At 68.8% G+C, this 23,436-nt stretch carries 28 protein-coding genes; 13 read left to right on the top strand and 15 right to left on the bottom strand.

What is annotated here, in order from left to right; translation table 11 throughout:
• Positions 1–6: 6 nt before the first annotated feature.
• A complete protein-coding gene (locus tag WG903_RS09805) occupies positions 7–897 on the top strand; it encodes a sulfurtransferase (protein WP_340074752.1) in 891 nt (296 codons plus the stop codon).
• Here WG903_RS09805 and WG903_RS09800 read toward each other — a convergent pair whose 3' ends face one another.
• Positions 898–1,158 (bottom strand): hypothetical protein, encoded by a 261-nt coding sequence (locus WG903_RS09800; protein ID WP_340074750.1) that lies wholly within the window; start codon positions 1,156–1,158, stop codon positions 898–900.
• On the opposite strand from WG903_RS09800, the gene WG903_RS09795 reads away from it, so the two are divergent.
• Entirely contained in the window at positions 1,144–1,707 is a 564-nt protein-coding gene (locus WG903_RS09795; RefSeq protein WP_340074748.1) for a hypothetical protein, read from the top strand. The genes WG903_RS09800 and WG903_RS09795 overlap by 15 nt on opposite strands.
• 3 nt (positions 1,708–1,710) lie before the next feature.
• Here WG903_RS09795 and WG903_RS09790 read toward each other — a convergent pair whose 3' ends face one another.
• A complete protein-coding gene (locus tag WG903_RS09790) occupies positions 1,711–1,938 on the bottom strand; it encodes a hypothetical protein (protein ID WP_340074746.1) in 228 nt (75 codons plus the stop codon).
• 91 nt (positions 1,939–2,029) lie between these two features.
• Between WG903_RS09790 and WG903_RS09785 the strand changes: the two genes are divergently transcribed.
• Complete coding sequence (locus WG903_RS09785; RefSeq protein ID WP_340074744.1) at positions 2,030–2,776, top strand: VOC family protein; 747 nt, start codon at positions 2,030–2,032, stop codon at positions 2,774–2,776.
• Here the strand turns inward: WG903_RS09785 and WG903_RS09780 are convergent, their stop codons facing one another.
• From WG903_RS09780 to WG903_RS09760, 5 genes are all read right to left on the bottom strand, one after another.
• Positions 2,777–3,619, bottom strand: a complete 843-nt coding sequence (locus tag WG903_RS09780) for an alpha/beta hydrolase (RefSeq protein WP_340074742.1) — start codon at positions 3,617–3,619, stop codon at positions 2,777–2,779. It abuts the gene before it with no gap.
• 2 nt (positions 3,620–3,621) lie between these two features.
• A complete protein-coding gene (locus WG903_RS09775) occupies positions 3,622–3,915 on the bottom strand; it encodes a serine/threonine protein kinase (RefSeq protein ID WP_340074740.1) in 294 nt (97 codons plus the stop codon).
• A 103-nt stretch (positions 3,916–4,018) separates the two neighbouring features.
• Complete coding sequence (locus WG903_RS09770; RefSeq protein ID WP_340074738.1) at positions 4,019–4,738, bottom strand: tyrosine-protein phosphatase; 720 nt, start codon at positions 4,736–4,738, stop codon at positions 4,019–4,021.
• Between the two features lie 44 nt (positions 4,739–4,782).
• On the bottom strand, positions 4,783–5,325 hold the full coding sequence (locus WG903_RS09765) for a DUF4142 domain-containing protein (protein WP_340074736.1): 543 nt from the start codon (positions 5,323–5,325) through the stop codon (positions 4,783–4,785).
• A 116-nt stretch (positions 5,326–5,441) separates the two neighbouring features.
• Positions 5,442–7,481 carry an ATP-dependent helicase gene (locus tag WG903_RS09760; RefSeq protein WP_340074734.1) on the bottom strand — a complete coding sequence of 680 codons (2,040 nt, stop codon included), beginning with the start codon at positions 7,479–7,481 and terminating at the stop codon, positions 5,442–5,444.
• Between the two features lie 20 nt (positions 7,482–7,501).
• Here WG903_RS09760 and WG903_RS09755 point away from each other — a divergent pair, with 20 nt between their 5' ends.
• Complete coding sequence (locus tag WG903_RS09755) at positions 7,502–8,392, top strand: DUF72 domain-containing protein (RefSeq protein WP_340074732.1); 891 nt, start codon at positions 7,502–7,504, stop codon at positions 8,390–8,392.
• Positions 8,393–8,401: 9 nt separating this feature from the next.
• Positions 8,402–8,854, top strand: coding sequence for a DUF4019 domain-containing protein (locus tag WG903_RS09750; protein ID WP_340074730.1), 453 nt, complete (start codon positions 8,402–8,404; stop codon positions 8,852–8,854).
• Here WG903_RS09750 and WG903_RS09745 read toward each other — a convergent pair.
• From WG903_RS09745 to WG903_RS09735, 3 genes are all read right to left on the bottom strand, one after another.
• The gene (locus WG903_RS09745; RefSeq protein WP_340074728.1) at positions 8,826–9,638 is read right to left on the bottom strand and encodes a DUF4142 domain-containing protein; all 813 of its coding nucleotides are present in this window, start codon (positions 9,636–9,638) and stop codon (positions 8,826–8,828) included. The two genes, WG903_RS09750 and WG903_RS09745, sit on opposite strands and share 29 nt — an antisense overlap.
• 125 nt (positions 9,639–9,763) lie before the next feature.
• A complete protein-coding gene (locus tag WG903_RS09740) occupies positions 9,764–10,432 on the bottom strand; it encodes a DUF4142 domain-containing protein (protein ID WP_340074726.1) in 669 nt (222 codons plus the stop codon).
• Positions 10,433–10,436: 4 nt separating this feature from the next.
• A complete protein-coding gene (locus tag WG903_RS09735) occupies positions 10,437–11,399 on the bottom strand; it encodes a hypothetical protein (protein ID WP_340074724.1) in 963 nt (320 codons plus the stop codon).
• A 202-nt stretch (positions 11,400–11,601) separates the two neighbouring features.
• Here WG903_RS09735 and WG903_RS09730 point away from each other — a divergent pair, with 202 nt between their 5' ends.
• Positions 11,602–11,919: a hypothetical protein gene (locus WG903_RS09730; RefSeq protein ID WP_340074722.1), complete on the top strand. Its 318-nt coding sequence runs from the start codon at positions 11,602–11,604 to the stop codon at positions 11,917–11,919.
• Here WG903_RS09730 and WG903_RS09725 read toward each other — a convergent pair.
• Positions 11,913–12,719 carry a ZIP family metal transporter gene (locus WG903_RS09725; protein ID WP_340074720.1) on the bottom strand — a complete coding sequence of 269 codons (807 nt, stop codon included), beginning with the start codon at positions 12,717–12,719 and terminating at the stop codon, positions 11,913–11,915. The genes WG903_RS09730 and WG903_RS09725 overlap by 7 nt on opposite strands.
• A gap of 70 nt (positions 12,720–12,789) precedes the next feature.
• Positions 12,790–12,918, bottom strand: a complete 129-nt coding sequence (locus WG903_RS09720; RefSeq protein WP_340074718.1) for a hypothetical protein — start codon at positions 12,916–12,918, stop codon at positions 12,790–12,792.
• 120 nt (positions 12,919–13,038) lie between these two features.
• On the opposite strand from WG903_RS09720, the gene WG903_RS09715 reads away from it, so the two are divergent.
• Both WG903_RS09715 and WG903_RS09710 read left to right on the top strand, forming a co-directional pair.
• Positions 13,039–13,347, top strand: a complete 309-nt coding sequence (locus tag WG903_RS09715) for an I78 family peptidase inhibitor (protein WP_340074716.1) — start codon at positions 13,039–13,041, stop codon at positions 13,345–13,347.
• Between the two features lie 70 nt (positions 13,348–13,417).
• Complete coding sequence (locus tag WG903_RS09710) at positions 13,418–13,696, top strand: PilZ domain-containing protein (protein ID WP_340074714.1); 279 nt, start codon at positions 13,418–13,420, stop codon at positions 13,694–13,696.
• Between the two features lie 11 nt (positions 13,697–13,707).
• Here WG903_RS09710 and polA read toward each other — a convergent pair whose 3' ends face one another.
• On the bottom strand, positions 13,708–16,548 hold the full coding sequence (polA, locus tag WG903_RS09705) for a DNA polymerase I (RefSeq protein WP_340074713.1): 2,841 nt from the start codon (positions 16,546–16,548) through the stop codon (positions 13,708–13,710).
• 57 nt (positions 16,549–16,605) lie between these two features.
• On the opposite strand from polA, the gene WG903_RS09700 reads away from it, so the two are divergent.
• The 5 genes from WG903_RS09700 (at position 16,606) to WG903_RS09680 (ending at position 20,509) form a co-directional block, all read left to right on the top strand.
• On the top strand, positions 16,606–16,911 hold the full coding sequence (locus WG903_RS09700) for a hypothetical protein (protein ID WP_340074712.1): 306 nt from the start codon (positions 16,606–16,608) through the stop codon (positions 16,909–16,911).
• Positions 16,911–17,903, top strand: coding sequence for a homoserine kinase (locus WG903_RS09695; protein WP_340074711.1), 993 nt, complete (start codon positions 16,911–16,913; stop codon positions 17,901–17,903). The genes WG903_RS09700 and WG903_RS09695 overlap by 1 nt, the downstream gene beginning before the upstream one ends.
• A gap of 77 nt (positions 17,904–17,980) precedes the next feature.
• Positions 17,981–18,745 (top strand): BPSS1780 family membrane protein, encoded by a 765-nt coding sequence (locus WG903_RS09690; RefSeq protein ID WP_340074709.1) that lies wholly within the window; start codon positions 17,981–17,983, stop codon positions 18,743–18,745.
• Complete coding sequence (locus WG903_RS09685; protein WP_340074706.1) at positions 18,746–19,549, top strand: twin-arginine translocation signal domain-containing protein; 804 nt, start codon at positions 18,746–18,748, stop codon at positions 19,547–19,549.
• A gap of 6 nt (positions 19,550–19,555) precedes the next feature.
• Positions 19,556–20,509, top strand: a complete 954-nt coding sequence (locus tag WG903_RS09680) for a cation diffusion facilitator family transporter (protein ID WP_340074704.1) — start codon at positions 19,556–19,558, stop codon at positions 20,507–20,509.
• On the opposite strand, the gene WG903_RS09675 is transcribed toward WG903_RS09680, so the two are convergent.
• On the bottom strand, positions 20,510–20,965 hold the full coding sequence (locus tag WG903_RS09675) for a tetratricopeptide repeat protein (protein WP_340074701.1): 456 nt from the start codon (positions 20,963–20,965) through the stop codon (positions 20,510–20,512).
• 67 nt (positions 20,966–21,032) lie between these two features.
• Entirely contained in the window at positions 21,033–23,396 is a 2,364-nt protein-coding gene (locus WG903_RS09670) for a UvrD-helicase domain-containing protein (protein ID WP_340074699.1), read from the bottom strand.
• Positions 23,397–23,436: the final 40 nt, after the last annotated feature.

Here is a 23,436-nt window from a genome sequence, read left to right as displayed (position 1 = left end):
GGCGTCATGTACACGACGCTGATCTCCGCGGAAGAGCTGAAGTCACTGCACGCGAGCGGCGCGCGCCACATGGTGTTCGACTGCAGCTTCGACCTCACGAACCCCGCCGCCGGCGAAGAGGCTTATCGCAAGGCGCACATCCCGGGCGCCGTGTATGCGCACCTGGATTCGGCACTGAGCGACAAGGGCGTGGTCGAGCCCGATGGCACGCACCACCCGCATCCCGACGCGGCCTCGGGCGGCCGCCACCCGCTGCCCAGCCGCGAGAAGTTCGCGATGTGGCTGTCGAGCGTGGGCTTCGCCAACGACATGCAGGCCGTCGTCTACGACCGCAACAACAGCAACTACTGCGGGCGCCTGTGGTGGATGCTCAAGTGGGTGGGCCACGACGCGGTGGCCGTACTCGATGGCGGGCTCAAGGCCTGGCAGGCCTCGGGCGGCGAAGTGACGGACCGCGTCGAGCCTTCGCACTTCCAGAGCAACTTCGAGTTGGGGCCCGAACTGCGCAAGCTGGTGACGACAAAGGACGTGCTCGCGCACCTGCCGAAGAAGGACCAGACGATCGTCGACGCGCGCTCCGGCCCGCGTTACCGCGGCGAGACGGAGCCCTTCGATCCCGTCGCGGGGCACATCCCGGGCGCGCTGAACCGGCCCGGCACCGAGAACGTCGACGCGGATGGGAAATTCAAACCGGCGCAGCAACTGCGCGCGGATTTCGAGAAGGTGCTCGCGGGCCGCAACCCTTCGAGCGTGGTGCACCACTGCGGCAGCGGCGTGAGCGCGCTGCCCAACCTCATTGCGATGGAACTCGCAGGCTTCGGCCCCACCGCGCTGTACGCGGGGAGCTGGAGCGAGTGGTGCAGCGACCCGGCGCGGCCGGTCGCCACGGGCGCCTGATCAGCGGTTGCCGACCGATTTCTTCGGGGTCGAGTTCGTCGAGCCTTCCGACACGCCAGTCGCTTGCCCCGGCGCGGGATTCATCCCGCCCGTGAGGCCCGTTCCCGGGCCACCCATGGCGTTGGTTCCGCTGCCGCCGCCGCTCGTGCCCACCGGCGTATCCGGTGATGCCGTGGCGGACTTGTCGGCAACGCGGTGGCACGCAGCCAGCCCCAGCGACGCTGCCGCCGCCAGGACCAGGGTCCATTGACGCAAGCCCATCAGCGGCTCGTCGTGGAACTGCCCGTCGTGCCCGTCGCGCCCGTCGCGCCGGTGGCGCCGGAGTTCGGGTTGTTCGACGGCGTCGTGGACGGTGCGGTCGACGGCGTGGTGGACGATGTGCTCGAGCTCGTGCTGGGCGTCGTCGTCGACAGCGTGGCGCTGCCGCTCGTCGTGCCCGTGGCGCCCATCGACGACGTGGACGAGCCCGGCGTGGTGCTGCCGGTCGTCGTGTCGGTGGTGGTGCTGCTCGTGCTGGTGCTGGGCGTCGTGCTGCCCGAGCCGGTCGTCGTCGTGGCCGGCGTGGTGCTGCTCGAGGACGTGGCGCCGGTGCCGCTCGTGCCCGTCGTGGACGACGTATCGGCGTTGCGGTGGCAGGCGCTCAGCGAAAGGGCGGCGGCGATGGCCAGCGCGACGGCGGTGTATTGGGTCTTCATCAGAACTCCTTGTTCGGTGTGTCTTGAAAGTGGCAAGGGCAGTCGCGACTGCCCTGGGGTGACTCTAGGCCGCGTGGGTGCCGCGTTTGTCGGCTCGGGCAGCAAACGCGTGTAGGACTCAGCGGCGCTCGGGCTTGCCGCTGCCTTCCGCCGAGGTCTTGCTCGTCTGTTTCATGGCGCCTTCGGCCGCGTTGCCGCGCCCGCCCATGCCGCTGTTGCCGCTGGCCGGCGTGCCGGCGTCTTCCATCTGCACTTCGGGGCTGGGCGTCACCTTGTGCTTGGTGTCGTTCTCGTGCTGGCTGGGCTTCAGGTCGCGCCCGCCGGTGGAGGCCTGCTTGGGCTTCATGCTCATCTCCTGTGACAATGGCGATGCCGCAGTGTGGCCGCGCACCCGTGTGCACGCTGTCGGCCAACGCCTCTTTGTGAAGGACCCGCCCATGGCCTACCACTTCGGCAAGTTCGCCTGGTTCGAGCACGTGTCCAACGACGCCCCGAAAGCGCGGCAGTTCTACGAGGAACTGCTCGGCTGGAAAGTGAAGGCGATGGCGCCGGGCAGCTACGAAGTCATCCACAACGGCGCCGACTTCATCGGCGGCGTGGTTGCGGGCACGCCCCACCACTGGCGCTCGTGGCTGTCGGTCGCCGACGTGGACGACCGCTACCGCGCCGCCCTTGCCGCCGGTGCGAAGCCCGCAATGGAGCCCGTCGACTATCCCGGCATCGGCCGCGGTGCGACGGTGCTCGACCCGACGGGCGCGCGTGTGTCGATCTGGAAGGGCCTGCAGGGCGACCGCCCCGACGCCGAACACGTGGCCAGCGGCGACTTCGACTGGAACGAACTTGCCACGCCGGACCCGCAGAAGGCGCTGGCCTTCTACGAGAGCGTGTTCGGCTACACGCACATGGACTGGGACATGGGACCCATCGGCATGTACCGCGTCCTGCAGGACGCCGCCGGCAAGGCGCGCGGCGGGATCATGAAGACCGAGAAGGACGGCGACCCCGCGCAGTGGGTGCCTTACGTGAAGGTGGAGAACGCCGACGCGATCGCCGCGCGCGTGGCGCCGCTGGGCGGCACGCTCGCGCAAAAGGTCCTGGAGGTCCCGGAGGTGGGCCGCGTCGGGATCCTCGTCGACCCCGTCGGCGCGGCCCTGGGCTTCATCCAGCCCGTCGTGAAAGCCTGATCAGAGCGCGCCGAGCGCACCGGCCAGCGTCGTGCGGTAGCTGGGGTGCTTGTGCACGTCGCCGTGGCCCGCGCCTTCGAGCAGGTGCAGCGCCGCATCGGGCATCACGCCCTTCAGCGCGTGGCTGTGGTGGATGCCGATCAGGTCGTCCTGGTCGCCGTGGATCAGCATGACCGGGCCCTTCAGGCGGCTCGCGTGCTCCACGGTGTGCAGCGGGTAGCGCAGCACGCCCTTGGGCACCCACGGATAGAGTTCGTCGGCCAGCGCGCGCATGCTGCTGTACGGCGACACGAGCAGCGTCAGGTCGGGTTCGCGGCCTTCGGCGCACAGCTCGGCGCCCAGGCCCGCGGCCAGGCCCGTGCCCAGCGACTGGCCGGCGATCACGATGCGCTTGCCCTCGTATTGCGGGCCGTAGTGGTCCCAGACGTGGCGCACGTCGCGGCGCAGCTGCTGTTCGCTTTCGATGCGGCCCGAGCTCTTGCCGTAGCCGCGGTAGTCGAACATCACGACGTCGAAATTCAGTTCGCGGAAGGCGTCCAGGTCCACCAGGCAGTCGCGCAGGTTGCCCGAGTTGCCGTGCAGGAAGAACATCACGCCGCGCGGGTTGGGCAGCTTCAGCTGCGCGCACGACAGCCGGGCGCCCGGCACGTCGATCCAGCGTTCGTGGACGTCCTCGTCGTCGACGAGTTTTTCGTTCGGGTCGAGCGGCACCGGTTCGAACAGCAGGCGTTCCTGCCGCACCCACAGGTAGCCGATCGCGGCCGAATACACCGCGGCTGCCGCCGCGAGCACACCCAGAGAGAACAGCGCGTAGACCAAGTTGCCCTCCCGTTTCGGTTTCATGGTCAGCCCCGGTTGGAGCGGTCGCTGGGTCCGTTGTTGTTGGACAAGCCGGCGCCTGGCGGTCCGAGCGGTGCGCTGTCGCCGCCCTCCGCCTCCCAGGTGCCCCCGTTGGCGGTCGTCTTCCCGCGCGGGTGCTCCATGGTTTCGTCGTCGAGGTTCACCGAGCCCCCGCCCATGGGCTTGTCGTCCGCGGCGCCGTGGTCGCGCTCGTTCACGCCGCTGGGTGCGACCAGGTCGGGCTGCTCCTCGCTGAGGATCCCGACCTTCTTGTCGCTGGGTGCTTGGGGTTTCGACATGGGGCAATCGTGCGCCCCCGCCGAAGCTCATCGATGTAGGAACCGGACGGTGCGCGCGGTAGGAACCCCTTGGGACAGCGCGCAGGATGCCTGCTTGGGCGCGCTAGCCCGCTGCCAGGTACAAGTCGCGCAAACGTTGCCTTTCGCCTTCACCCAGGCCCAGGCCCACGCGCAGGTAGCCGTCCATGCCGCCCCAATGGGCGTCGATCTCGGCGAGCGCCGCCTCGAGGAACGCGGGCTGCACGCCATAGAGCACTTTCGCCGCATGTTCGGGCAGGGCCCAGTCGCCGCGGATGCGCTCGGGCTTGAGCAGCTCGTTCGTGAGCAGGTAGTCGCGCATCACCTCGTCGTCGCGCGCACCCAGCGCCCGCAGCACCAGCACCGCGGCGAACCCCGTGCGGTCCTTGCCGGCGGTGCAATGGAACACCGTGGGCTCGCTCGATTCGAGCAGGTGCGCGAAGAACTCGGCGAAGCGGTGGGTGCTCGTGCGCACGAAGCCGCGGTAGGTGTCCTGCATGTGCGCGACGACGTCGGACTCGGTGAGCGAGTGGCCGGCGTTCATCAGGTCCGACAGCACCTGCACGATGGTCGGCTCGATGGCCAGCGAATGCACCTGCACCCCGGGCAGGCGGCAGGCGGCGGCCGTGCGCTCGTGCACGCCGCGGAAGTCGAGCACGCGCTTCACGCCCAGCGACTGGATCGCCTGCGCGTCTTCCGCGTCGAGGGCGCCCAGGTGGTCCGAGCGGTACAGCACGCCGCGCCTGAGCGGCGCGCTCACGTTGGCCGCGAGGTCGCGGAAATTGGTCGCGTTCTTGAGAGCCACATCGCATTGTCGCAGGCGCGTGTGGCGGGGCCGTGTCGCCGCCGTCAACCCGAAAGGGACGCCAGCGCGCCCTGCGCCATCTGCAGGTGCATGCGCATGGTGGCCAGCGAGCGGTCGACGAACTCGCGCAGTTCGCGGTCCTTCACCTGCCCGCGCGCCTTCTCCAGCATGGCGATGGCGTTGCGGTGGTCTTCAACGCCGACGACGCGGATGTAGCCGTTGTCGAAGGCGTCGCTGCGCGGCAAGGCCGCCAGGCGGTGCAGCTTGGTGGCTTTGTCGGCGGCCAGCCCCCTAGGCGGCGCGACGCCGCGCGCGGCCATCAGCGCGATGACCTCGTTGTTCATCTGCGTGTGGTGCGTGACCATGGCTCGGGCGAAGTCGCGGATCGCCGGGCTCATGGCCTTGTCGGCGGCGAGCTTCGACACCTCCACCTCGTACATGCCCTTGGCGGCGATCTTCGTGACCAGCTCGCGCTCCACCGGCGTGAACGGCGTGGCGGCGACGACCGCCGTGGGCGCGGCGCCCATGCGCATGTCCGGCATCTGCAGGTTGCCGCAGGCCGCCAACGCGCATGCGCACAGGGCCATGAAGACGCTCCGTGTGAATCGTTCTTGCATTGCATGTCTCCCAACAAATCGATGAGCCGATTGGAACGCGCGGGCACGCTGCTGTGCCATCGCTGTTGGAAAATGTTGGATGTGTTTCAGCGCCAGGCGGCGCGCGCGCGGGCGCGCACCTGCAGCACCGGCGCCTGTGGTTGGGCTGCCGCGCCGCTTGGCGCCTCGACCTGCGGCCACGTCACTTGCTCGAACTTGTCGAGCATGGGCTCGGCGATGAAGCGCGTGCGCGCCGCATACATGTGACGGTCGCCGGATTGCTGCGTGACATAGAACCGGTGCGGCACGATGAGCTGCAGGTGTTCCTTGGCGCGCGTCATCGCCACATAGAGCAGGCGCCGCTCTTCCTCGATTTCTTCCGTCGTGCCCGTGGCCATGTCGCTGGGGATGCAGCCGTCCACGCAATTGAGCACGTAGACGCACTTCCATTCCATGCCCTTGGCGCTGTGGATGGTGGAGAGGATGAGGTAGTCCTCGTCCAGGTGCGGCACGCCGGACTGGTCGCTGGTGGACTGCGGCGGGTCGAGCGTGAGCTCGGTCAGGAAGCGCTCGCGGCTCGCATAGCCCGCGGCGAGGCGCGCGAGCTGGTCGACGTCGAGCTTGCGCACCACCGCGTCGTCGTGCAGGCGTTCGAGCTGCGGCAGGTACCAGTCCTTGGCGCGCTCCATGTCGGCGGGCCAGGCCAGGCCGGGCTCGCGCAGCTGTTCATACAGGCGCGCGAACTGCACCCACTCTTCGCGCGCGGCGGCCGGCGCTTCGAAGGTGCGCAGCGTCTCGATGGGGTCGGCGGCATCGCCCATCGCGTCAAGCAGGCGCGTGGCCGTGGCCTGCCCGATGCCCGGGATCAGGTTCAGCACGCGGAAGCCCGCCATGCGCCCGCGCGGGTTCTCGGCGAAGCGCAGGATGGCCAGCACGTCCTTCACGTGCGCGGCCTCCAGGAATTTCAGGCCGCCGAATTTCACGAAGGGGATGTTGCGGCGGGCCAGCTCCAGCTCCAGCGTGGCGCTGTGCGTGCTGGTGCGGAACAGCACCGACTGCGATTTCAATTTCGTGCCGGATTCGCGGTGGCGCAGCACTTCATCGGCCACCCAGCGCGCCTGCTGCGCCTCGTCGGGCACCAGCAGCAGTTGTGCGCGGTGGCTGGAGGCCTTGTCGGTCCACAGGTTCTTGGCATGGCGCTCGCGCGCCGCGCCGATCACGGCGTTGCTCGCCTCCAGCACCGGCTGCGTGCTGCGGTAGTTGCGCTCCAGCGTGACGATGCGCGCGGGCTGCGCGAACTGGTGCGGGAAGTCGAGGATGTTGCGCACGGTGGCGCCGCGGAAGGAGTAGATGCTCTGCGCGTCGTCGCCGACGACGGTGACGCCCTGCCCCGTGGGCTTCATCGCCAGCAGGATCTCGGCCTGCAGCATGTTGGTGTCCTGGTACTCGTCGACCAGCACGTGGTCGAAGCGTGCGCCGATCTCCTGCGCCAGCGCAGGCTCGGCCATCGTCTCGGCCCAGAAGGACAGCAGGTCGTCGTAATCCAGCACGTTCTGCTGCTGCTTGGCCTCGACGTAGGCACCGAACAGCTTCTTGAGCTCCGCTTCCCACTGCGCGCACCACGGGTAGATGTCGGCGAGCACCTTCTCGAGCGGGTCGCGGGTGTTGAGCACGCGCGAGTAGATGCCCAGGCACGTGCCCTTGAGCGGGAAGCGGTTCTTCGTCTCGGACAGGCCGATCTCGTGGCGCACCATGCCCATCAGGTCCTCGGCGTCGCCGCGGTCGTGGATGGTGAACGATTCGTCCAGGCCGATGCGCAGCGCGTACTCGCGCAGCAGGCGCGCGCCGATCGAGTGGAAGGTGCCCGACCACGGCAGGTTGGGCAGAGGCTGCGTGGGGTTCAGGCCCAGCGCCTTCTGCAGCACCGAGCCGACGCGCCGCTCCATCTCCTGCGCGGCCCGGCGGCTGAACGTGAGCAGCATGACGCGCTGCGGGTCCGCGCCGTGGCGGACGAGGTTGGCGACCCGGTGCGCGAGGGTGTTGGTCTTGCCTGAACCCGCCCCGGCAATGACGAGCAGCGGGCGGGCGTCGCCGTCGGCTACGCCGTGCTGAACGGCCGCCAACTGCTCGGGGTTCAATTCGGTCATGGAAGCTGTATATTAATCCAGTGGGTTCGATTCTCATAGGTTCGGCCTCCTGGACGGACAAGACCCTGATCGACTGCGGCCGCTTCTACCCGAAGGACTGCAAGTCGGCGGAGGCGCGGCTGCGCTTCTACGCCACGCAGTTCCCCATCGTCGAAGTCGATTCGAGCTACTACGGCATGCCCACGCCGCAGAACTCGCTGCTGTGGGCCGAGCGCACGCCGCCGGACTTCACGTTCAACGTCAAGGCCTTTCGCCTCTTCACCGGCCACCAGACGCAGCCGATGGTGATGGGCAAGGACATCGCGCAGGCCTTCGGCCCCGATGCGCCGCGGCAGGTGTATTGGCGCGACACGCCGCGGGAGATCCAGGACGAGCTGTGGCGGCGCTTCGTGCTGGCGCTTGCGCCGCTGAAGGACGCCGGCAAATTGGGCGCCGTGCATTTCCAGTTCGCGCCCTGGCTCATTCGCAACCGCGACGGCATGGCGCACGTGCGGCATTGCGTGGAACGGATGGAGGGGCACACGGTCGCCGTGGAGTTTCGCAACAAGAGCTGGTTCGAGGGCGACAACCTGGAGAAGACGATCGATTTCGAGCGCGACCTGGGCGTGGTGCACACCATGGTCGACGGCCCGCAGGGCTTCACGAACAGCGTGCCGCTGGTGTCGGAGGCCACGCACCCGAAGATCGCGCTGCTGCGCCTGCACGGCCGCAACAAGGACACCTGGAACATCAAGGCCGAGGCGTCGTCCAGCCGCTTCAACTACTGGTACTCGCCCGAAGAGCTGTCGGCGATGGTTCCCGAGATCCGCGACGTCGCGTCGCGGGTCGATGCGATGCACATCCTCTTCAACACCAACTACGAGGACCAGGGCCAGGCCAACGCGAGGCTCATGCGCCAGCTCCTCGGCTAGACTGCCCGCATGCGATTCATCACCGCGGCCCTCGCCGCCTCACTTTTCATCGCCGCGCCCGTCTTCGCGCAGACCGCGCCCGCGGCGCCGGCCTCCGACCCCGCCATCGCCCAGAAGGAAGCCGACGCACGCCTGGCCGCGCAAGGCTGGCTGGTGCTGCTGGACCGCCGCGACTGGGGCCGCTCGTGGGAGACGACGAGCTCGGTCTTCCGCGGCATGGTCCCGCTGGGCACGTGGATGGATGCGGTCCCGAAGGTGCGCGAGCCGCTCGGCGCGTTCGTCGAACGCAAGATCGTCGAGAGCGCCTACAAGACCACGCTCGCGGGCCAGCCCAACGGCGAGTACGTCACCGTGATCTTCCAGAGCAAGTTCGAGAAGCGCGAGGGCATCGAAGCCGTCACCACGGTGCTGGACCGCGACGGCAAGTGGCGCGTCACCGGATATTCGCCACCGGCTCAGTGACCTTCACGGCGACCGGGCGCACGGGGCCCAGCAACATGTTGCCCTCGCCCAGGTCGCCCGCCGTGTTCGACAGCGTCGCCGGCGGCGCACCCATGTAGCGCGTGGCGGCTTCGGGCGCCTTGATCACGGCTTGCGGCGACGGCGCGATGCGCGCGTACCTAGTGCCTCCGTTCACGATGCGCTCCGCCGCCTGCAACTGCCAGCGCAGCGTGGGCAGCACCTGCTCCACCCACGAGCGCAGCGCGGGGTCGCGCGCGGCTTGCGCGGCCCGCTCGTAAGCGACCACGCCTTCCTGCTGCGACCGCAGGCCCACCGCATCCATCCACTCGCGGTCGAATTTCGCGCCCTGCAGCTTGCCCAGGCGGTTGAGCGCCTTGCGCTGGTCGTTGGAGAGCATCGGCGGCGCCATGCTGCGCGCGCTGAGCATCTGCTGCAGGCGCGGCTGCGTGCCGCTGTGGTGGTTGACGAGCGTGGCGGCGAGCGAACGCACGCGCGCGTCGCTCGAGCGTGACAGCGCCAGTTTCGACGCGTCGAGTTCGAAGCGCCCGCCGGCCGCGGCGTCCTTCAGGAAGCGCCACTCGTCGCGCTGCTCGGGCGACAGGCGCTTGACGAAGGGGGCGGAAGCGGCGGCGAACATGCCGGGGCGCGCGATGGGCGCGCTGGCCGCCGGTGCGGCGGGCATGAGGGCGCGCGGCGCCTGCAGGGCCTGGGATTCGCTTTCGACGGCGGCGCAGGCGATTCCCGCGCACAAGGTGCCGACCAGGCCCAGACTCCAGCGCTTCATGTGAAATTCCCCCGCGGGTGGCGCACGCTACAGCTTGCGCGCGCGAGCCTCATCTTTTCACCGTGCGCCTGAGTCACGCTGTCGGACGGCGCCTCACGGCGGCGTCGGACCGCGTGCGGGCGTGCTCAGCCTCCGGTCTTTTTCCCCGTGGCTGTGTGCCCCATCGCCGCTCCGTCGGCCTTCGCACCGCCCTGGATCTTCTGCGCCATCGCGAGGTGTTCTCGCAGGTGCGGCAGCGTCTTGTCGATCCAGGCCTTCAGCTGGGCATCCTTCACGTCCTTCGAGGCCTTCTCGAACTTCGCGATGTCCTTCTCGTGGTCCTTGATGCCCACGTCCGCGATGAAGGCCTTGTCGAACGCGGCGCCGCTCTTCTTGCCCAGCTTCACGATGGCGCTGCGCTTGGCGCGCGGCGGCGCGGCGGGGAGCTCCACCTTCTTCGCGTTGGCCATTTGCACCAGCTCGTTGTTGGCCTGCTGGTGGTCGTCGGCGAGCTTGCTCGCGAAGGTCTTGACGTCGGGACTCGACGCCTTCGATGCCGCGAGTTGCGCCGCCTGCACCTCGAACATGCCGCCGCCCGCGACGTCCTGGATGAACTTGCGGTCGCCGCGCGCGAGCTGGTCGTCCTTGCGCGTTTCGGCGTTGCGCGTGCCGGCGCCCGGCTGGGCCGCCGGCGCGGCGCGCCCGCCGGTCATCGAAGAGCCCGTGCCGGTGGCGGCCGCCTGGCCGAAGGCCCAGCCGGATGAGAGTGCGAGCGCCGCCACCAGGGGCAGCGCGCGAAGGGTTGTCGTCTTCATGGGGCTACTTCGTGCGGTTGGTCGTCGAGCCGCCGGAGCCCTGCGTGCCACCGGTGTCGCTGGTGCCGCCAGAGGTGCCGGAGCCCGTCGTGGAAGCCGTCGTGTTCTGGCCCTGGCCGCCGCTGCGCGACTCGCGCCAGGTGTTGAACTCCTCGGCGAACTTGCGGTACCGGTCCTGGCGCCACGAGTGGTAGTCGTTGTCCAGCTTGCGCATCTGCTCGTCGCGCCACTGCCGGTAGTCGTGGTCGTGGTGGTCGCCCATGTGCTGGCCGCTGCCGTGCCCTTGCTGGCCGTAGCTGCCCTGCTGGCCGTAGCCGCCCTGGCCGCCGTAGTGCTGGCTGCTGCCGTAGCCGCCGCCTTGCTGGCCGTAGCCCTGCGAGCCGTATCCGCCCTGCCCGTAGCTGGCCTGCCCGTACGTGCCCTGCGCATGCTGGCCCTGCCCGCTGAAGCTGCCTTGCGAGCCGTAGCCGTAACCGCCGCCGCGCTGGCCGTAGTTGGCCTGTTCGTAGGTACCCCAGTCGCCGCCGCCGGCCTGGCCGCCCCATGAACCCTGGCCGCCGCCATAGCCCTGCCCGCCGTAACCCTGCCCGCCGAAGCCGGACGACTGCATGCCGCCCGCGTTGCGGCCATAGCCGCCCTGGCCGCCGAACTCGCCGCCGTAGCCGCCGTACTCGCTGCCGCGCGACGGGTTCTGGCCCTGTCCCCAGTCCGAACCGCCGGTGCCGCGCCCGTAGCCGTGGCTGTCGTGTTGCGTGGAATAGCCGCGGTGGCTGCCGTACGGGTCCTGCGCGCCCTGCGTGCCCTGCGACTGCTGCGAGCCCGGCGATTGCTGCGAGCCCTGCGTGCCGCCCCAGCTGCCGCGCGTCTCGCCGCCCCAGCCTTGCCCGCGTTCCTGTTGCGCACCGCTGCCCGACGAGGCCGGTTGCCCGGGGTTGCGGTTGCTGTCCTCGAAGTCACGTGATGCCATGCGTCTGCTCCTTTGAGATGGGGCCATCACGTTATGCCTGCGCCACCGACACCCCTGTCGGACGAATTTGATGGGCGTGTAGGACTGCTGTTCCGTGGCGCCGCGTGCATCGCGATACCAACTTCACCTGCGGTTCGCAAACCTTCGACGATCGGTTCACGCGCGCGGCTCAACCTTGGGGCGTCGAACGATGGAGGTTCACATGGGAATGAAGAGCATCACCTTCGCTGCCGCCGCTATCGCCGCGGCTGCATTCGCCGGCACCGCCGCGGCGCGCACCACCGTGGATGTGCAGATCGGCATGCCGGTCTACGCGGTGCCCGCGCCGGTGGTGGTGTACCAACCGGTGCGTGCCGAGCGCACCTGGGTGCAAGGCCATTGGGAATGGCAGGGCAACGGCCACGTGTGGGTGCCGGGCCACTGGCGTCCCGCGCACGGCCACTACGCGTACCGCGACCGCGACCGCGATGGCGTGCCGGACCGCTTCGACCGCTCGCCCTACAACCCGTACCGCTATTGATGCGCGATTTGGCTCGCGAGGGTGACCATCGCGATGCCCACCAGCAGCCAGGCGACCTGCACGATCGTCTCGCGTGAGGACAGGCGCCGCTGCAGCTGCGGGATCAGGTCCGCCAGCGCGACGTAGATGAAGCTGCTGCTGGCGACCACCAGGAAGTAAGGCAGCGCGCCGCGCACGTGGTCCAGCACCAGGTAGCCGGCCACGCCGCCGAGCACCGTCACGGCGCCCGCGAGCGACACCTTCACCAGCGCGACGCGGCGGCTCGCGCTGGTCATGCGCACCACCGCCAGGTCGCCGATGTGGTGCGGCACTTCGTGCGCCAGCACCGCGAGCGCCGCCGCCCACCCCAGCCGCGGATGCGCGACGAAAGCCGACGCGATCATCACGCCGTCGCCGAAGCAGTGCAGGCTGTCGCCCGTGAGCACGGCCCATGCCCCCGAACGCGGCTCGTCGTGGTCATGGTGGTGGTGATGGTCGTGTTCGCCATGCTCGTGGTGGTGCTCATGGCCGTGGTGCCACAGCTCCGCCTTGTCCAGCAGGAAGAAGAAGACGAGGCCCACCAGCAGCGTGGTGAACAGCGCGTGCGCGCGGGCATTGCTTTCGAAGGCCTCGGGCAGCAACTGCATGAACGCGGTGGCGAGCAGCGCGCCCGCCGCGAGGCTGAGGAGGTGGTGAGGCCCGACGTAGGTGGCGCGCCCGTCATCGGCGGCCATCATGCCGATGCGCGCGAGGCCCGCGGCCAGCCACACGCTGCCGATCCCCGCCGCGAGGGTCGCGATCACGATCCAGATGAATGTCATGCCAGGCGGGCACTCCCCCGCAGCCTCCTGGCGGCGATCTTAGCAACCGCGCCCCGACGGGCGCGCGGGGTCAGCGTTGCGCCGAGGTTTCGATGGCCGGCGCCTGCGACTCGGTCACGGCCCAGGTGGCCAGCGCGGCCAGGCCCAGCGTGGCGGCGACGACGAGGTTCTTGACCAGCGTGCGGGTGATGGCGTTCATGGCGACTCCTCTGGTGTGCTTGTGTGTTGCAGTGATTCTGGGCGGGGGGCGCACGGGCGCGGTAGGTGAAATGCTTAACGGCCGCCAAGGCAATTCCCCAAGCGCGGCACAATGGCGCCGATGAAATTCGCCTGCCTGGCCCCCGCCGCCCTCGCCCTCGTTGCCGGCTGCACCGTGCCACCGCCGGACGTGCCCGAAGCACCGCCGCCACCGGTGTTCGCACCCGGCGAATGCGACGCCCAGGCCGCGCAATTCGCCGTCGGGCAGCCGTACAACAACCCGCTGGGCGAGCAGGCGCGCAGCCGCGCCCGTGCCGAGCGCGTGCGCCCGCTGCACCCGGGGCAAGTCGTCACGATGGAGTTCGATGCGCGGCGGCTGTCGATCGACGTCGATGCGTCCGGAAAGGTCGTGGCCGTCCGCTGCGGATAGGCATCGTCCTACGCCGCAAGGCGGTGATCGCCCGGTTCCGCCGCTTTCACATGCGACGCACACTCGCGCCATGTTCACCGAGAACCGCCACGACCCGCGCCAGAGCGTCGAGCTGCCGATCCGCCTGGGCGACGGCTCGGAAGGCGTCGCCCGCAACGTGAGCCCGTCCGGGCTCTACCTGGAGATCCGCGGCCAGCCCCCCGAGGAGCCGATGATCTTCCTGGAGATGGACGTGCCCGGCGAGGGTTTCACGTTCCGCTCGCACGGCAAGGTCGTGCGCATGGACCACCGCGACGGCGTGACCGGCATCGCGGTGCGGCTGGAAGAGCCGCACCTCGAGCGCTGCTGACCCCGCGCGCGCTAGTGCGCCTCTTCCCAGTTGGCGCCGACGCCGATCTCGGCGAGCAGCGGCACGCGCATCTCGGCCACGCCCGCCATCAGCTTCGGGATCTCGGCCTTCACCCAGTCGACCTCGGCTTCGGGCACCTCGAACACCAGTTCGTCATGCACCTGCATGATCATCCGCGTGCCGCGCTTTTCGGCGTCGAGCACGTCCTGGATCTTCACCATCGACAGCTTGATCAGGTCGGCCGCCGTGCCCTGCATGGGCGCGTTGATCGCCTGGCGCTCGGCGCCGCCGCGGCGCGGGCCGTTGGGTGAGTTGATCTCGGGCAGGTACAGGCGCCGGCCGAACACCGTCTCCACGTAGCCCTTGCTCTTGGCGGACATGCGCGTCTCGTCCATGTAGGTCTTCACGCCCGGGTAGCGCTCGAAGTAGCGCTGGATGTAATTCGCCGCCGCGCCCTTCTCGATGCCCAGGTTGCGTGCGAGGCCGAAGCTCGACATGCCGTAGATCAGCCCGAAGTTGATCACCTTGGCGTAGCGGCGCTGCTCGCTCGTCACGTCGCCGGGCGCCACGCCGAACACCTCCGCCGCCGTGGCGCGGTGCACGTCCATGCCTTCGACGAATGCGCGTGTCAGCGCGGCGTCCTCGGAGAGGTGCGCCATGATGCGCAGCTCGATCTGGCTGTAATCGGCGCTGGCGATGCGGTGCCCCGGCGCGGCGACGAAGGCTTCGCGGATGCGGCGGCCTTCCGCCGTCTTCACCGGGATGTTCTGCAGGTTGGGGTCGTTCGACGACAGGCGCCCCGTGATCGCCACCGCTTGCGCGTAGTGCGTGTGCACGCGGCCCGTCTTCGGGTGGACCATCAGCGGCAGCTTGTCGGTGTACGTGCCTTTCAGCTTCGACAGCCCGCGGTGTTCGAGCAGCTTGGCCGGCAGCGGGTAGTCCTGCGCGAGTTCCTCGAGCACCTCTTCGTCGGTGCTGGGCGCGCCGCTGGCCGTCTTCTTCTTCACGGGCAGCCCGAGCTTGACGAACAGGATCTCGCCGATCTGCTTGGGCGAGCCCAGGTTGAAGGGCTGCCCCGCGAGCTCGTGCGCCTCGCGCTCCAGCTGCATCATGCGCTGGCCCAGCTCCGTGCTTTGCTTCGCGAGCATGGCCGAATCGATCAGCACGCCGTTGCGCTCGATGCGGAACAGCGACTCGCTGCTTTGCATCTCCAGGCCGTAGATGAAGGCGAGCTTGCTGTCGGCCTGCAGCTTCGGCCACAGCGCCAGGTGCACGTCCAGCGTCTGGTCGCTGTCCTCGCACGAATACTCCGCCGCCTTGTCGACCGACACCTGCGCGAACGGGATCTGGTGCGCGCCCTTGCCGGTGATGGTCTCGTAGTCGATGCCGCTGCGGCCCAGGTGCCTTTCGGCCAGGCTCGCCAGCGAATGCGGCTTGTGCACCTCCAGCACGTAGCTTTGCAGCATGGTGTCGTGCTCGTAGCCGCGGATGTCGATGCCGTGGTTGGCGAACACGTGGCGGTCGTACTTGATGTGCTGGCCGAGCTTCTTCTTCTGCGGGTTCTCCAGCCAGGGCTTGAGCTTGGCCAGCACCTCGTCGCGCGGCAACTGCTCCGGGGCGTCCTGGTAGTTGTGCGCGAGCGGCACGTACGCCGCCTCGCCGGGCTTCACCGAGAACGAAATGCCCACGATCTCCGCCACCATCTCGTCGAGCGAGGTCGTTTCGGTGTCGACGGCCGCGAGTTCCGCCTCGTCGAGCCGCTTCAGCCAGTCTTCCAGCTGCGCCCAGGTGAAGACCGTGTCGTAGCGCAGCGTCGTCACCTGCGACAGGCCCGACAGGTCCGGCTCCTCGAACTGCGCGCCCGGGCCGGGGCCCAGCTTCTTCTTGCTGCGTTGTTCCTCGATCAGCTCGGGCGGCACCTCGTGCGTCTCGAGCTGCCGCACCAGGCCCTTGAAGCCATAGCGCTCGTAGAAGACCTTCAGCTCCTCGACGTGCTGGCCTTCGACCACCGCGATGTCCTCCAGCTCCGGCAGGCCGGGGATGTGGTCCTTCAGGTCGCAGTCCTTCTTGATCGTGAGGATCTCGCGGCCCGTGGGCAGCCAGGGCAGCGCCTTGCGCAGGTTCTCGCCGACGGCGCCCTTGATCTTGTCGGCATTGGCCACGAGGTTGTCGAGCGAGCCCCATTCCTGCAGCAGCTTCACCGCCGTCTTCGGGCCGACCTTGTCGACGCCGGGCACGTTGTCCACGGAGTCGCCCACGAGCGTCTGGTAATCCACCATCAGCGAGGGGGGCACGCCGAACTCGGTGGTGACGCCGGCGACGTCGCGCTTGCGGTCGTTCATCGTGTCGATGACGGTGACGTGCTCGTTCACGAGCTGCGACAGGTCCTTGTCGCCCGAGGAGATGATCGTGCGGAAGCCGCGCTCCGTCGCCATGCACGACAGCGTGCCGATCACGTCGTCGGCCTCGACGCCGGGCACGTTCAGCACCTTCCACCCGAGCAGCCGCACCACCTCGTGGATCGGCTCGATCTGCGCGCGCAGGTCGTCCGGCATCGGGTTGCGCGTGGCCTTGTACTGCGGGTAGATTTCGTCGCGGAAGGTCTTGCCCGGCGCGTCGAAAATGCAGGCGCAGTAGTCGGCGCGCACGTCCTTGCGCAGCTTCTGCAGCATGTTGATCATGCCGCGGATGGCGCCGGTGGCGGGGCTGGTGGGGTCGCCGGGCACCGCGCGCAGGTCCGGCATGGCGTGGAAGGCGCGGTACAGGTAGCTCGATCCGTCCACCAGCAGCACCACCTTGGGCTCGCCGGTTTCGGCCAGGATGGGCATCGTTTCCGCTTGCGTTTCGCTCATGAAAAGGATTGTGCCTGCCCCGCCAACCCGGGCTTGGCAGCACCCTACAATCCGCCCATGCGCCTCATCGTTCCCGTCCTCGCCCTCGCCGCCTTCGCCGCGCAAGCGCAGACCGCGCCCCTGGTGCAGGAGCCGCAGCCGCTGCAGCCGCGCAAGAACCAGAAGGTCGAGCGCATCCACGTCGAGGACAGCGCCGTCGCGATCGACGAGGTGCGCTACGCGGGCCAGACGCAGAGCATCACCGTGCAGCCCAAGGGCGACATGCCCGCCTACGAGATCCTTCCCGCCAACCCCGCGCGCAGCGGGGACAGCCGCCCCGGCAACAAGGGCGGCGAGCGGGTCTGGAACGTCTTCAGCTTCTGATGGCCGTCTTCACGGAAGTCCCGGAGGAAGCGGCCGGCGCGCTGCTACGCCGCCTCGACCTGGGCGAACTCGCGTCGCTGCGCGGCATCCAGGGCGGCATCGAGAACACCAACTACTTCCTCACGGCGGAAAAGGAAGGCGTCAAGCACGAGTTCGTGCTGACGCTGTTCGAGCGCCTGTCGCACGAGCAGCTGCCGTTCTACCTGTACCTGATGAAGCACCTGGCGCGCCACGGCATCCCGGTGCCGGAGCCGCAGTGCCAGCCGGGCACCGCGTCGGCCGCGCACCCCGAGGGCGAGCTGCTCTTCACGCTCGAAGGCAAGCCCGCCGCCGTGGTGGAGAAGTTGCGCGGCCACAGCGAGCTGCAGCCCACACCCGCGCATTGCGCCGCGGTGGGCGCCACGCTGGCGCGCATGCACCTGCAAGGGCGCGACTTCACGATGGTGCAGCCCAACCTGCGCGGGCTCGCCTGGTGGAACGAGACGGTGCCGGTGGTGCTGCCCTATGTCGACCCCGACCAGGCGGCGCTGCTGCGCAGCGAGCTCGCCTTCCAGAACCACGTCGCCGCGAGTTCGGCCTATGCGGCCCTGCCGCGCGGACCGGTCCACGCCGACCTGTTCCGCGACAACGTGATGTTCGAGGACGGCAAGCTCACGGGCTTCTTCGACTTCTACTTCGCGGGCGTGGACACGTGGCTGTTCGACGTGGCGGTGTGCCTGAACGACTGGTGCATCGCGCTGGAGACCGGCGCGCACGACGAGGAGCGCGCCCGCGCCTTCCTCGACGCCTACGGCCGCGTGCGCCCCTTCTCGACGGCCGAGCGCCACCTGCTGCCGGCGATGCTGCGGGCCGGCGCCTTGCGCTTCTGGATCTCGCGCCTGTGGGATTTCCACCTGCCGCGCGAGGCCGCCCTGCTCAAGCCGCACGACCCCACGCATTTCGAGCGGGTGCTGCGGCAGCGTGTCGCTTTCGCCCCGCAAACCCTGCGTTAAATTTGTCACGCTCCCCCTGGCGCCTTGCACCCGTGGTGCAATGAAGCCGCATCCAGCCCCGACTTCCCTGCGTATCGATGAAGCTCAACATCGTCCCTGCCGCCAGAGGCTTCCAATGGGTCCAGCTCGGGTTCCGCACCTTCCTCAAGCAGCCGCTCGCGCTGGCGGCGTTGGTGTTCCTGTACGCCACGCTCGGCCTGGCGATGCTGGTGGTGCCGCTGCTGGGGCCGTTCCTGGCCTGCGCCCTGGTGCCGGTGGCCACGCTGGGGCTGATGGCGGCCACGCGCGTGGCGCAGGAAAGCGCCTTCCCGATGCCCACGGTGCTGTTCACGGGCCTGCGCGCCAGCCGCGAGCGCGTGCGGGCCATGCTGGCCCTGGGGGCGTTCTACGCGGCCGCGATCCTGGTGCTGGCCATCGTCGTCGCGCTGCTCGTGCCGGTGCCGGCGGAGGGCAAGACCGCGATGGAGATCGCGCAATCCGACGAGTTCCGGCTGCGCGTGACGCTCACGGCGGTCTTCTACATCCCGTTCTCGCTGGCCTTCTGGCACGCGCCGGCGCTGGTCCACTGGCACGGCGTGCCCGCCGTCAAGAGCCTGTTCTTCAGTTTCGTGGCATGCATCCGCAACCTGCGCGCCTTTGCCATGTACGCGCTGGCCTGGGTGGGCATAGCCATCGCCGTGCTGGCGGCCAGCGGCGTCGCGGCAGCGGTCTCGCAGGTGCTGGCGGCGGTGGTTTTCGGCGCCACCAGCACCATCGCCACCATCGCGTTCTACATCTCCCTGTATTTCACCTTTCGTGATAGCTTTCTCGACGACCCAGAGGAAACCCCCGGAGGACCCTAGATGACAAGGCACATCCTGCAAGGCCGCACCGATCAAGAAGTTCTCTGGTGGCAGCGCCGCAGCTTTTTGAAGGCCGCCGCCGCATGGACGGCCATGGGCGGCTTCGCCGCCGCATACGCGCAGCAGCGCAGCAACATCGTGGAGTACACAGGCGACGCGATGATCAACGGCGAACGCCTGCTGCGCGAGCGGTCGATCCAGACCGGCGACAGCATCGAGACAGGGCCCAACTCCAACCTGGTCTTCGTGATGGGCAATTCGTCGTTCCAGGTGCGGCAGAACTCGCGCTTCACGGTGGAGCGCGGGGCCACGCTGTTCACGGTGAGCGTGCTGCGGCTGCTGACGGGCGGCGTGGCCGCCGTGTTCGGCAAGGGCTCCAACCGCCAGGTGGTCACGCCCACGCTCACGGCCGGCATCCGCGGCACCGGCATCTACACCGAGGTGTTCGCGGAGCAAAGCTTCCGCAGCTACTTCTGCAACTGCTACGGCACCATCGACATGGGCGCCGGCCCCGACCGCGCGGTGTCGCAGTCGTCCTACCACCAGTCGTTCTGGGGCGAGGTGGAAGCCAAGAACGGCAAGTTCCTCACGCCCGCCAACGCGATCAACCACACCGACGAGGAGCTCGAGAACCTCGCCAAACTGGTGGGCCAGCGCACGGCGTGGGAGATCGAAGGCAAGCGGGGCGTGAAGGACGGGCGCGGCTACATGATGGAGCAGCCGCCCTCGATGCACCCCGCCGCGCCCGACCGGCCGGCGGTACTGCCGCCGACGTCCAACTCGCCCACATCGTCCTACCGATAGCGAGAAGTGTCGGGCCAGCACGCGCACGACGGCCACGGCCATCACCACGGGCACGGGCACGATCACGGCGGGCACGGCGGGCACGGCGGCCACGCGCATTCGCTGCCGCCCGACCCCGGCAAGGCACTCGCGATCGGCATCGCGATCAACCTGGTGTTCGTCGCCGTCGAATGGGGCTTCGGGCTGTGGTCGCATTCGCTGTCGCTGCTGGCGGATGCGACGCACAACCTCGGCGATTGCCTCGGCCTCGTGCTCGCCTGGGTCGCGGCGCGCCTGTCGCGGCGCGAGCCAACGGAGCGCTTCACCTACGGCTGGGGCGCCAGCTCCATCCTCGCCGCGCTCGCCAATGGCCTCCTGCTCATGCTGGTGACCGGCGGCCTGCTGTGGGAGGCGGTGCATCGGTGGCAAAACCCGCAGCCGATCGAAAGCACCGCCGTCATCTGGGTTGCCGCCGCCGGCATCTTCGTCAACGGCATCACGGCGTGGCTGCTCCACGCGGGGCACAAGCACGACCTGAACATGAAGGGCGCGTACCTGCACATGCTCGGCGACGCGGGGGTGTCGCTCGCCGTCGCCGTGTCGGGCGCGGCGATCCTCGCGACGGGCTGGCTATGGCTGGACCCCGCGATGACGATCGCTGTCGGCCTCGTGATCGTGTGGAGCTCGATCGGGCTGCTGCGCGATTCCACCCGCATGGCGCTGCACGCCGTGCCGGCGGACGTCGACAGCGCGCAGGTGCGCGGCTACCTCGAGTCGCTGCCAGGCGTGGCCAGCGTGCACGACCTGCACATCTGGGCCATGAGCACCACCGGCACGGCGCTCACGGCGCACCTCGTCGTGCCCGGCACGGCCCCGGGCGACGGCTTCCTGGAGATGGCGGCGAAGGAGATCGGCGAGCGCTTTCGCATCGCCCACGTCACGCTCCAGGTCGAAGCGGGCAACTGCGGCAAGGGCTGCTAGTCAGTTCGCCGGCTTCGCCTTGTAGTCGGCGATGGCCTTGAACAGCTCCTGGTACTCCGGGCAGGTCTTGTTGCCGCACACCTGCTCCAGCCGCACCAATTGCTTCTCCGCTTCGGCGGGCCGCTTGTCCATCAGGTAGGCCTCGCCCAGGTACTCCAGCGTGGCCTTGTGGTCCGGGTTGAGCTTGAGCGCCGTCTCGTAGTGCTGGAAGGACTTCTTCAGGTCGGGCTCGGGGCGTACGCGGTAGGTGTAGCCCAGGAGGTTGTGCACTTCGGGGTTCTTGGGCTCGTCGCGCAGCGCGGCGTTCAGCTCGCGCATCGCTGCTCGCCACTCCTTTGCCGCGATGGCCTTGTGAGCGTTGGCGAGACGCTCGCTGACAGGGGTGTCGTCGCTGCCGACTGCCAGCGCGAGGATGGGTGCCGCGGCGAGCACGGCGGCGATGACGGTGTGTTTCATGCCTTCATTGAAGCACCCCAAACGGGGTATCCAATCAGGAAAAACGACAACGAAAGTGATGGAATAACTAGATCGGCGTCAGTTTCGCGACAGCGAGGGCGAGCCATTTGATCCCGTGCCGCGGGAAATCCACCTGCGCCCGCGCGTCGTCGCCCTGCCCCTCGATGGCTTTCACGGTGCCTTCGCCGAACTTGGTGTGGAACACCTTCGTGCCTGCCTTCAGGCCATGCGAGGACGCCGCCTTCTGCTGGGGCACCGGCGGGCTGGCGAAGCGTTCGTGCGCCGGCGGGGAGTAGCCGCCGCGCGTGGTCGCATAGCCCTGCCCGAAACCGAAGGCGGAGCCGCCGAAGCGCTGGTCCTTCGGGGTGAGCCACTTGAGGGAAACGTCGGGCAATTCGTCGAAGAAGCGGCTGCGCACGTTGTAGCGCGTCTGCCCGTGCAGCAGGCGCGTCTGCGCGTGCGTGAGGTACAGGCGCTTGCGCGCGCGCGTGATCGCCACGTACATCAGCCGGCGCTCTTCCTCCAGGCCGTCGATGTCCTGCATCGAGCGCTCGCTGGGGAACAGGCCCTCTTCCAGGCCGCTGATGAAGACGCAGTCGAACTCCAGGCCCTTGGCCGAGTGCACCGTCATCAATTGCACGGCGTCCTGCCCGGCCTGCGCCTGGTTGTCGCCGGACTCCAGCGCGGCATGCGTGAGGAAGGCGGCCAGCGGCGACAGCGTCTCGCCCGTTTCCGCATCGGGCGGGACGTAATCGGGCGCGGGCTCGTTCACCTCCGGCAGGCTGGGGTCCAGCCCCTGGCTCGCGGGCGACTGGCGCAGCACCGCGCCGCCGAGCTCGTCGATGGGCAATGCCACGGCATCGCGGCCGAAGCCTTCCTGCGTGACGAAGCTTTCGGCGGCGTTGACCAGTTCCTCCAGGTTCGAGATGCGGTCGGCGCCTTCGCGCTCGGTGCGGTAGTGGTCGATCAGGCCCGACTCGTGCACCACGTGCTCGATGATCTCGCGCAGCGTGAGGTTCTGCGTGGCCGCTCGCATCGCGTCGATCTTCGCCGCGAAGGTGGCGAGCTTCGCGCCGGCCGCGCCCGTCGTGGCGGCCACCGAATCGTGCAGCGATGCGCCACGCGCCTTGGCGGCGTCCTGCAGCTGTTCCACCGTGCGCGCACCGATGCCGCGCGGCGGGAAGTTCACCACGCGCAGGAAGCTGGTGTCGTCCTGCGGGTTCTCCAAGAGCCGCAGGTACGCCAGCGCATGCTTGATTTCGGCCCGCTCGAAGAAGCGCAGCCCGCCGTAGACGCGATAAGGCACGGCGGCGTTGAACAGCGCCGTCTCGATCACCCGGCTTTGCGCGTTGCTGCGGTACAGGATGGCGATCTCGTGGCGCGGCACGTCGTCCCGCGCGAGCTGCCGCGTTTCCTCCACGATCCATTGCGCCTCGGCCATGTCGGTGGGGGCCTCGTACACGCGCACCGGCTCGCCCGGGCCCGCATCGGTGCGCAGGTTCTTGCCCAGCCGGGTCTTGTTGTGCGCGATCAGCGCATTGGCTGAATCGAGGATGTTGGAGTGGCTGCGGTAGTTCTGCTCCAGCTTGATCTGGTGCTTGACCGAGAACTCGCGCACGAAGTCGGCCATGTTGCCCACGCGCGCGCCGCGGAAGGCGTAGATGCTCTGGTCGTCGTCGCCCACCGCGAAGATCGCGTTGTGCTGGCCGGCGAACATCTTCAGCCACAGGTACTGCAGCTTGTTCGTGTCCTGGAACTCGTCGACCAGGATGTGGGCGAAGCGGCGCTGGTAGTGCTCGCGCAGCGGGTCGTTGTCGCGCAGCAGCTCGTAGCTGCGCAGCATCAGCTCGCCGAAGTCAACCACGCCTTCGCGCTGGCACTGGTCCTCGTACAGCTGGTAGATCTCGACCTTGCGGCGGTCGTCCTCGCCGCGCACCTCCACCATGTTGGGGCGCAGGCCTTCCTCCTTGGCGCCCGAGATGAACCACTGCATGTCGCGGGGCGGGTAGCGCTCCTCGTCGACGTTGTTGGCCTTCATCACGCGCTTGACGGCCGACAGCTGGTCCTGCGTGTCGAGGATCTGGAAGCTTTGCGGCAGGTTGGCCACGCGCCAGTGCGCGCGCAGGAAGCGGTTGCACAGGCCGTGGAAGGTGCCTATCCACATGCCGCGGGTGTTGATCGGCAGCATCGCCTGGATGCGCGTCATCATCTCCTTGGCGGCCTTGTTGGTGAACGTCACGGCCATCACGCCGCCGGGGCCGGCCTGGCGCGTGGAGATCAGCCAGGCGATGCGCGTGGTGAGCACTCGGGTCTTGCCGGAGCCCGCACCCGCGAGGATGAGGGCATGCTCGGGCGGCAGCGTGACGGCCGCGCGCTGCTCGGGATTGAGGTTGGCAAGGAAAGGCGAGTCGGCCGCAACTTCTGGGAACATCGGGCCATTGTAGGAACGCCGTGAAGAACCGACTCGTTTT

It is taken from the genome of Ramlibacter sp. PS4R-6, from assembly GCF_037572775.1.
Classification (GTDB): domain Bacteria; phylum Pseudomonadota; class Gammaproteobacteria; order Burkholderiales; family Burkholderiaceae_C; genus Ramlibacter.
The sequence above is the reverse complement of the archived record's forward strand: the minus strand, read 5'-3'. Positions and strand labels throughout refer to the sequence as shown.

Coding starts and splice junctions, on each gene's coding strand:
- WG903_RS09805 (WP_340074752.1), top strand. CDS start 7: ATGTACACGACGCTGATCTCCGCGGAAGAGCTGAAGTCACTGCACGCG.
- WG903_RS09800 (WP_340074750.1), bottom strand. CDS start 1,158: ATGGGCTTGCGTCAATGGACCCTGGTCCTGGCGGCGGCAGCGTCGCTG.
- WG903_RS09790 (WP_340074746.1), bottom strand. CDS start 1,938: ATGAAGCCCAAGCAGGCCTCCACCGGCGGGCGCGACCTGAAGCCCAGC.
- WG903_RS09785 (WP_340074744.1), top strand. CDS start 2,030: ATGGCCTACCACTTCGGCAAGTTCGCCTGGTTCGAGCACGTGTCCAAC.
- WG903_RS09780 (WP_340074742.1), bottom strand. CDS start 3,619: ATGAAACCGAAACGGGAGGGCAACTTGGTCTACGCGCTGTTCTCTCTG.
- WG903_RS09775 (WP_340074740.1), bottom strand. CDS start 3,915: ATGTCGAAACCCCAAGCACCCAGCGACAAGAAGGTCGGGATCCTCAGC.
- WG903_RS09765 (WP_340074736.1), bottom strand. CDS start 5,325: ATGGCCCTGTGCGCATGCGCGTTGGCGGCCTGCGGCAACCTGCAGATG.
- WG903_RS09760 (WP_340074734.1), bottom strand. CDS start 7,481: ATGACCGAATTGAACCCCGAGCAGTTGGCGGCCGTTCAGCACGGCGTA.
- WG903_RS09750 (WP_340074730.1), top strand. CDS start 8,402: ATGCGATTCATCACCGCGGCCCTCGCCGCCTCACTTTTCATCGCCGCG.
- WG903_RS09745 (WP_340074728.1), bottom strand. CDS start 9,638: ATGAAGCGCTGGAGTCTGGGCCTGGTCGGCACCTTGTGCGCGGGAATC.
- WG903_RS09740 (WP_340074726.1), bottom strand. CDS start 10,432: ATGAAGACGACAACCCTTCGCGCGCTGCCCCTGGTGGCGGCGCTCGCA.
- WG903_RS09735 (WP_340074724.1), bottom strand. CDS start 11,399: ATGGCATCACGTGACTTCGAGGACAGCAACCGCAACCCCGGGCAACCG.
- WG903_RS09730 (WP_340074722.1), top strand. CDS start 11,602: ATGGGAATGAAGAGCATCACCTTCGCTGCCGCCGCTATCGCCGCGGCT.
- WG903_RS09725 (WP_340074720.1), bottom strand. CDS start 12,719: ATGACATTCATCTGGATCGTGATCGCGACCCTCGCGGCGGGGATCGGC.
- WG903_RS09720 (WP_340074718.1), bottom strand. CDS start 12,918: ATGAACGCCATCACCCGCACGCTGGTCAAGAACCTCGTCGTCGCCGCC.
- WG903_RS09715 (WP_340074716.1), top strand. CDS start 13,039: ATGAAATTCGCCTGCCTGGCCCCCGCCGCCCTCGCCCTCGTTGCCGGC.
- WG903_RS09710 (WP_340074714.1), top strand. CDS start 13,418: ATGTTCACCGAGAACCGCCACGACCCGCGCCAGAGCGTCGAGCTGCCG.
- polA (WP_340074713.1), bottom strand. CDS start 16,548: ATGAGCGAAACGCAAGCGGAAACGATGCCCATCCTGGCCGAAACCGGC.
- WG903_RS09700 (WP_340074712.1), top strand. CDS start 16,606: ATGCGCCTCATCGTTCCCGTCCTCGCCCTCGCCGCCTTCGCCGCGCAA.
- WG903_RS09695 (WP_340074711.1), top strand. CDS start 16,911: ATGGCCGTCTTCACGGAAGTCCCGGAGGAAGCGGCCGGCGCGCTGCTA.
- WG903_RS09690 (WP_340074709.1), top strand. CDS start 17,981: ATGAAGCTCAACATCGTCCCTGCCGCCAGAGGCTTCCAATGGGTCCAG.
- WG903_RS09685 (WP_340074706.1), top strand. CDS start 18,746: ATGACAAGGCACATCCTGCAAGGCCGCACCGATCAAGAAGTTCTCTGG.
- WG903_RS09675 (WP_340074701.1), bottom strand. CDS start 20,965: ATGAAACACACCGTCATCGCCGCCGTGCTCGCCGCGGCACCCATCCTC.
- WG903_RS09670 (WP_340074699.1), bottom strand. CDS start 23,396: ATGTTCCCAGAAGTTGCGGCCGACTCGCCTTTCCTTGCCAACCTCAAT.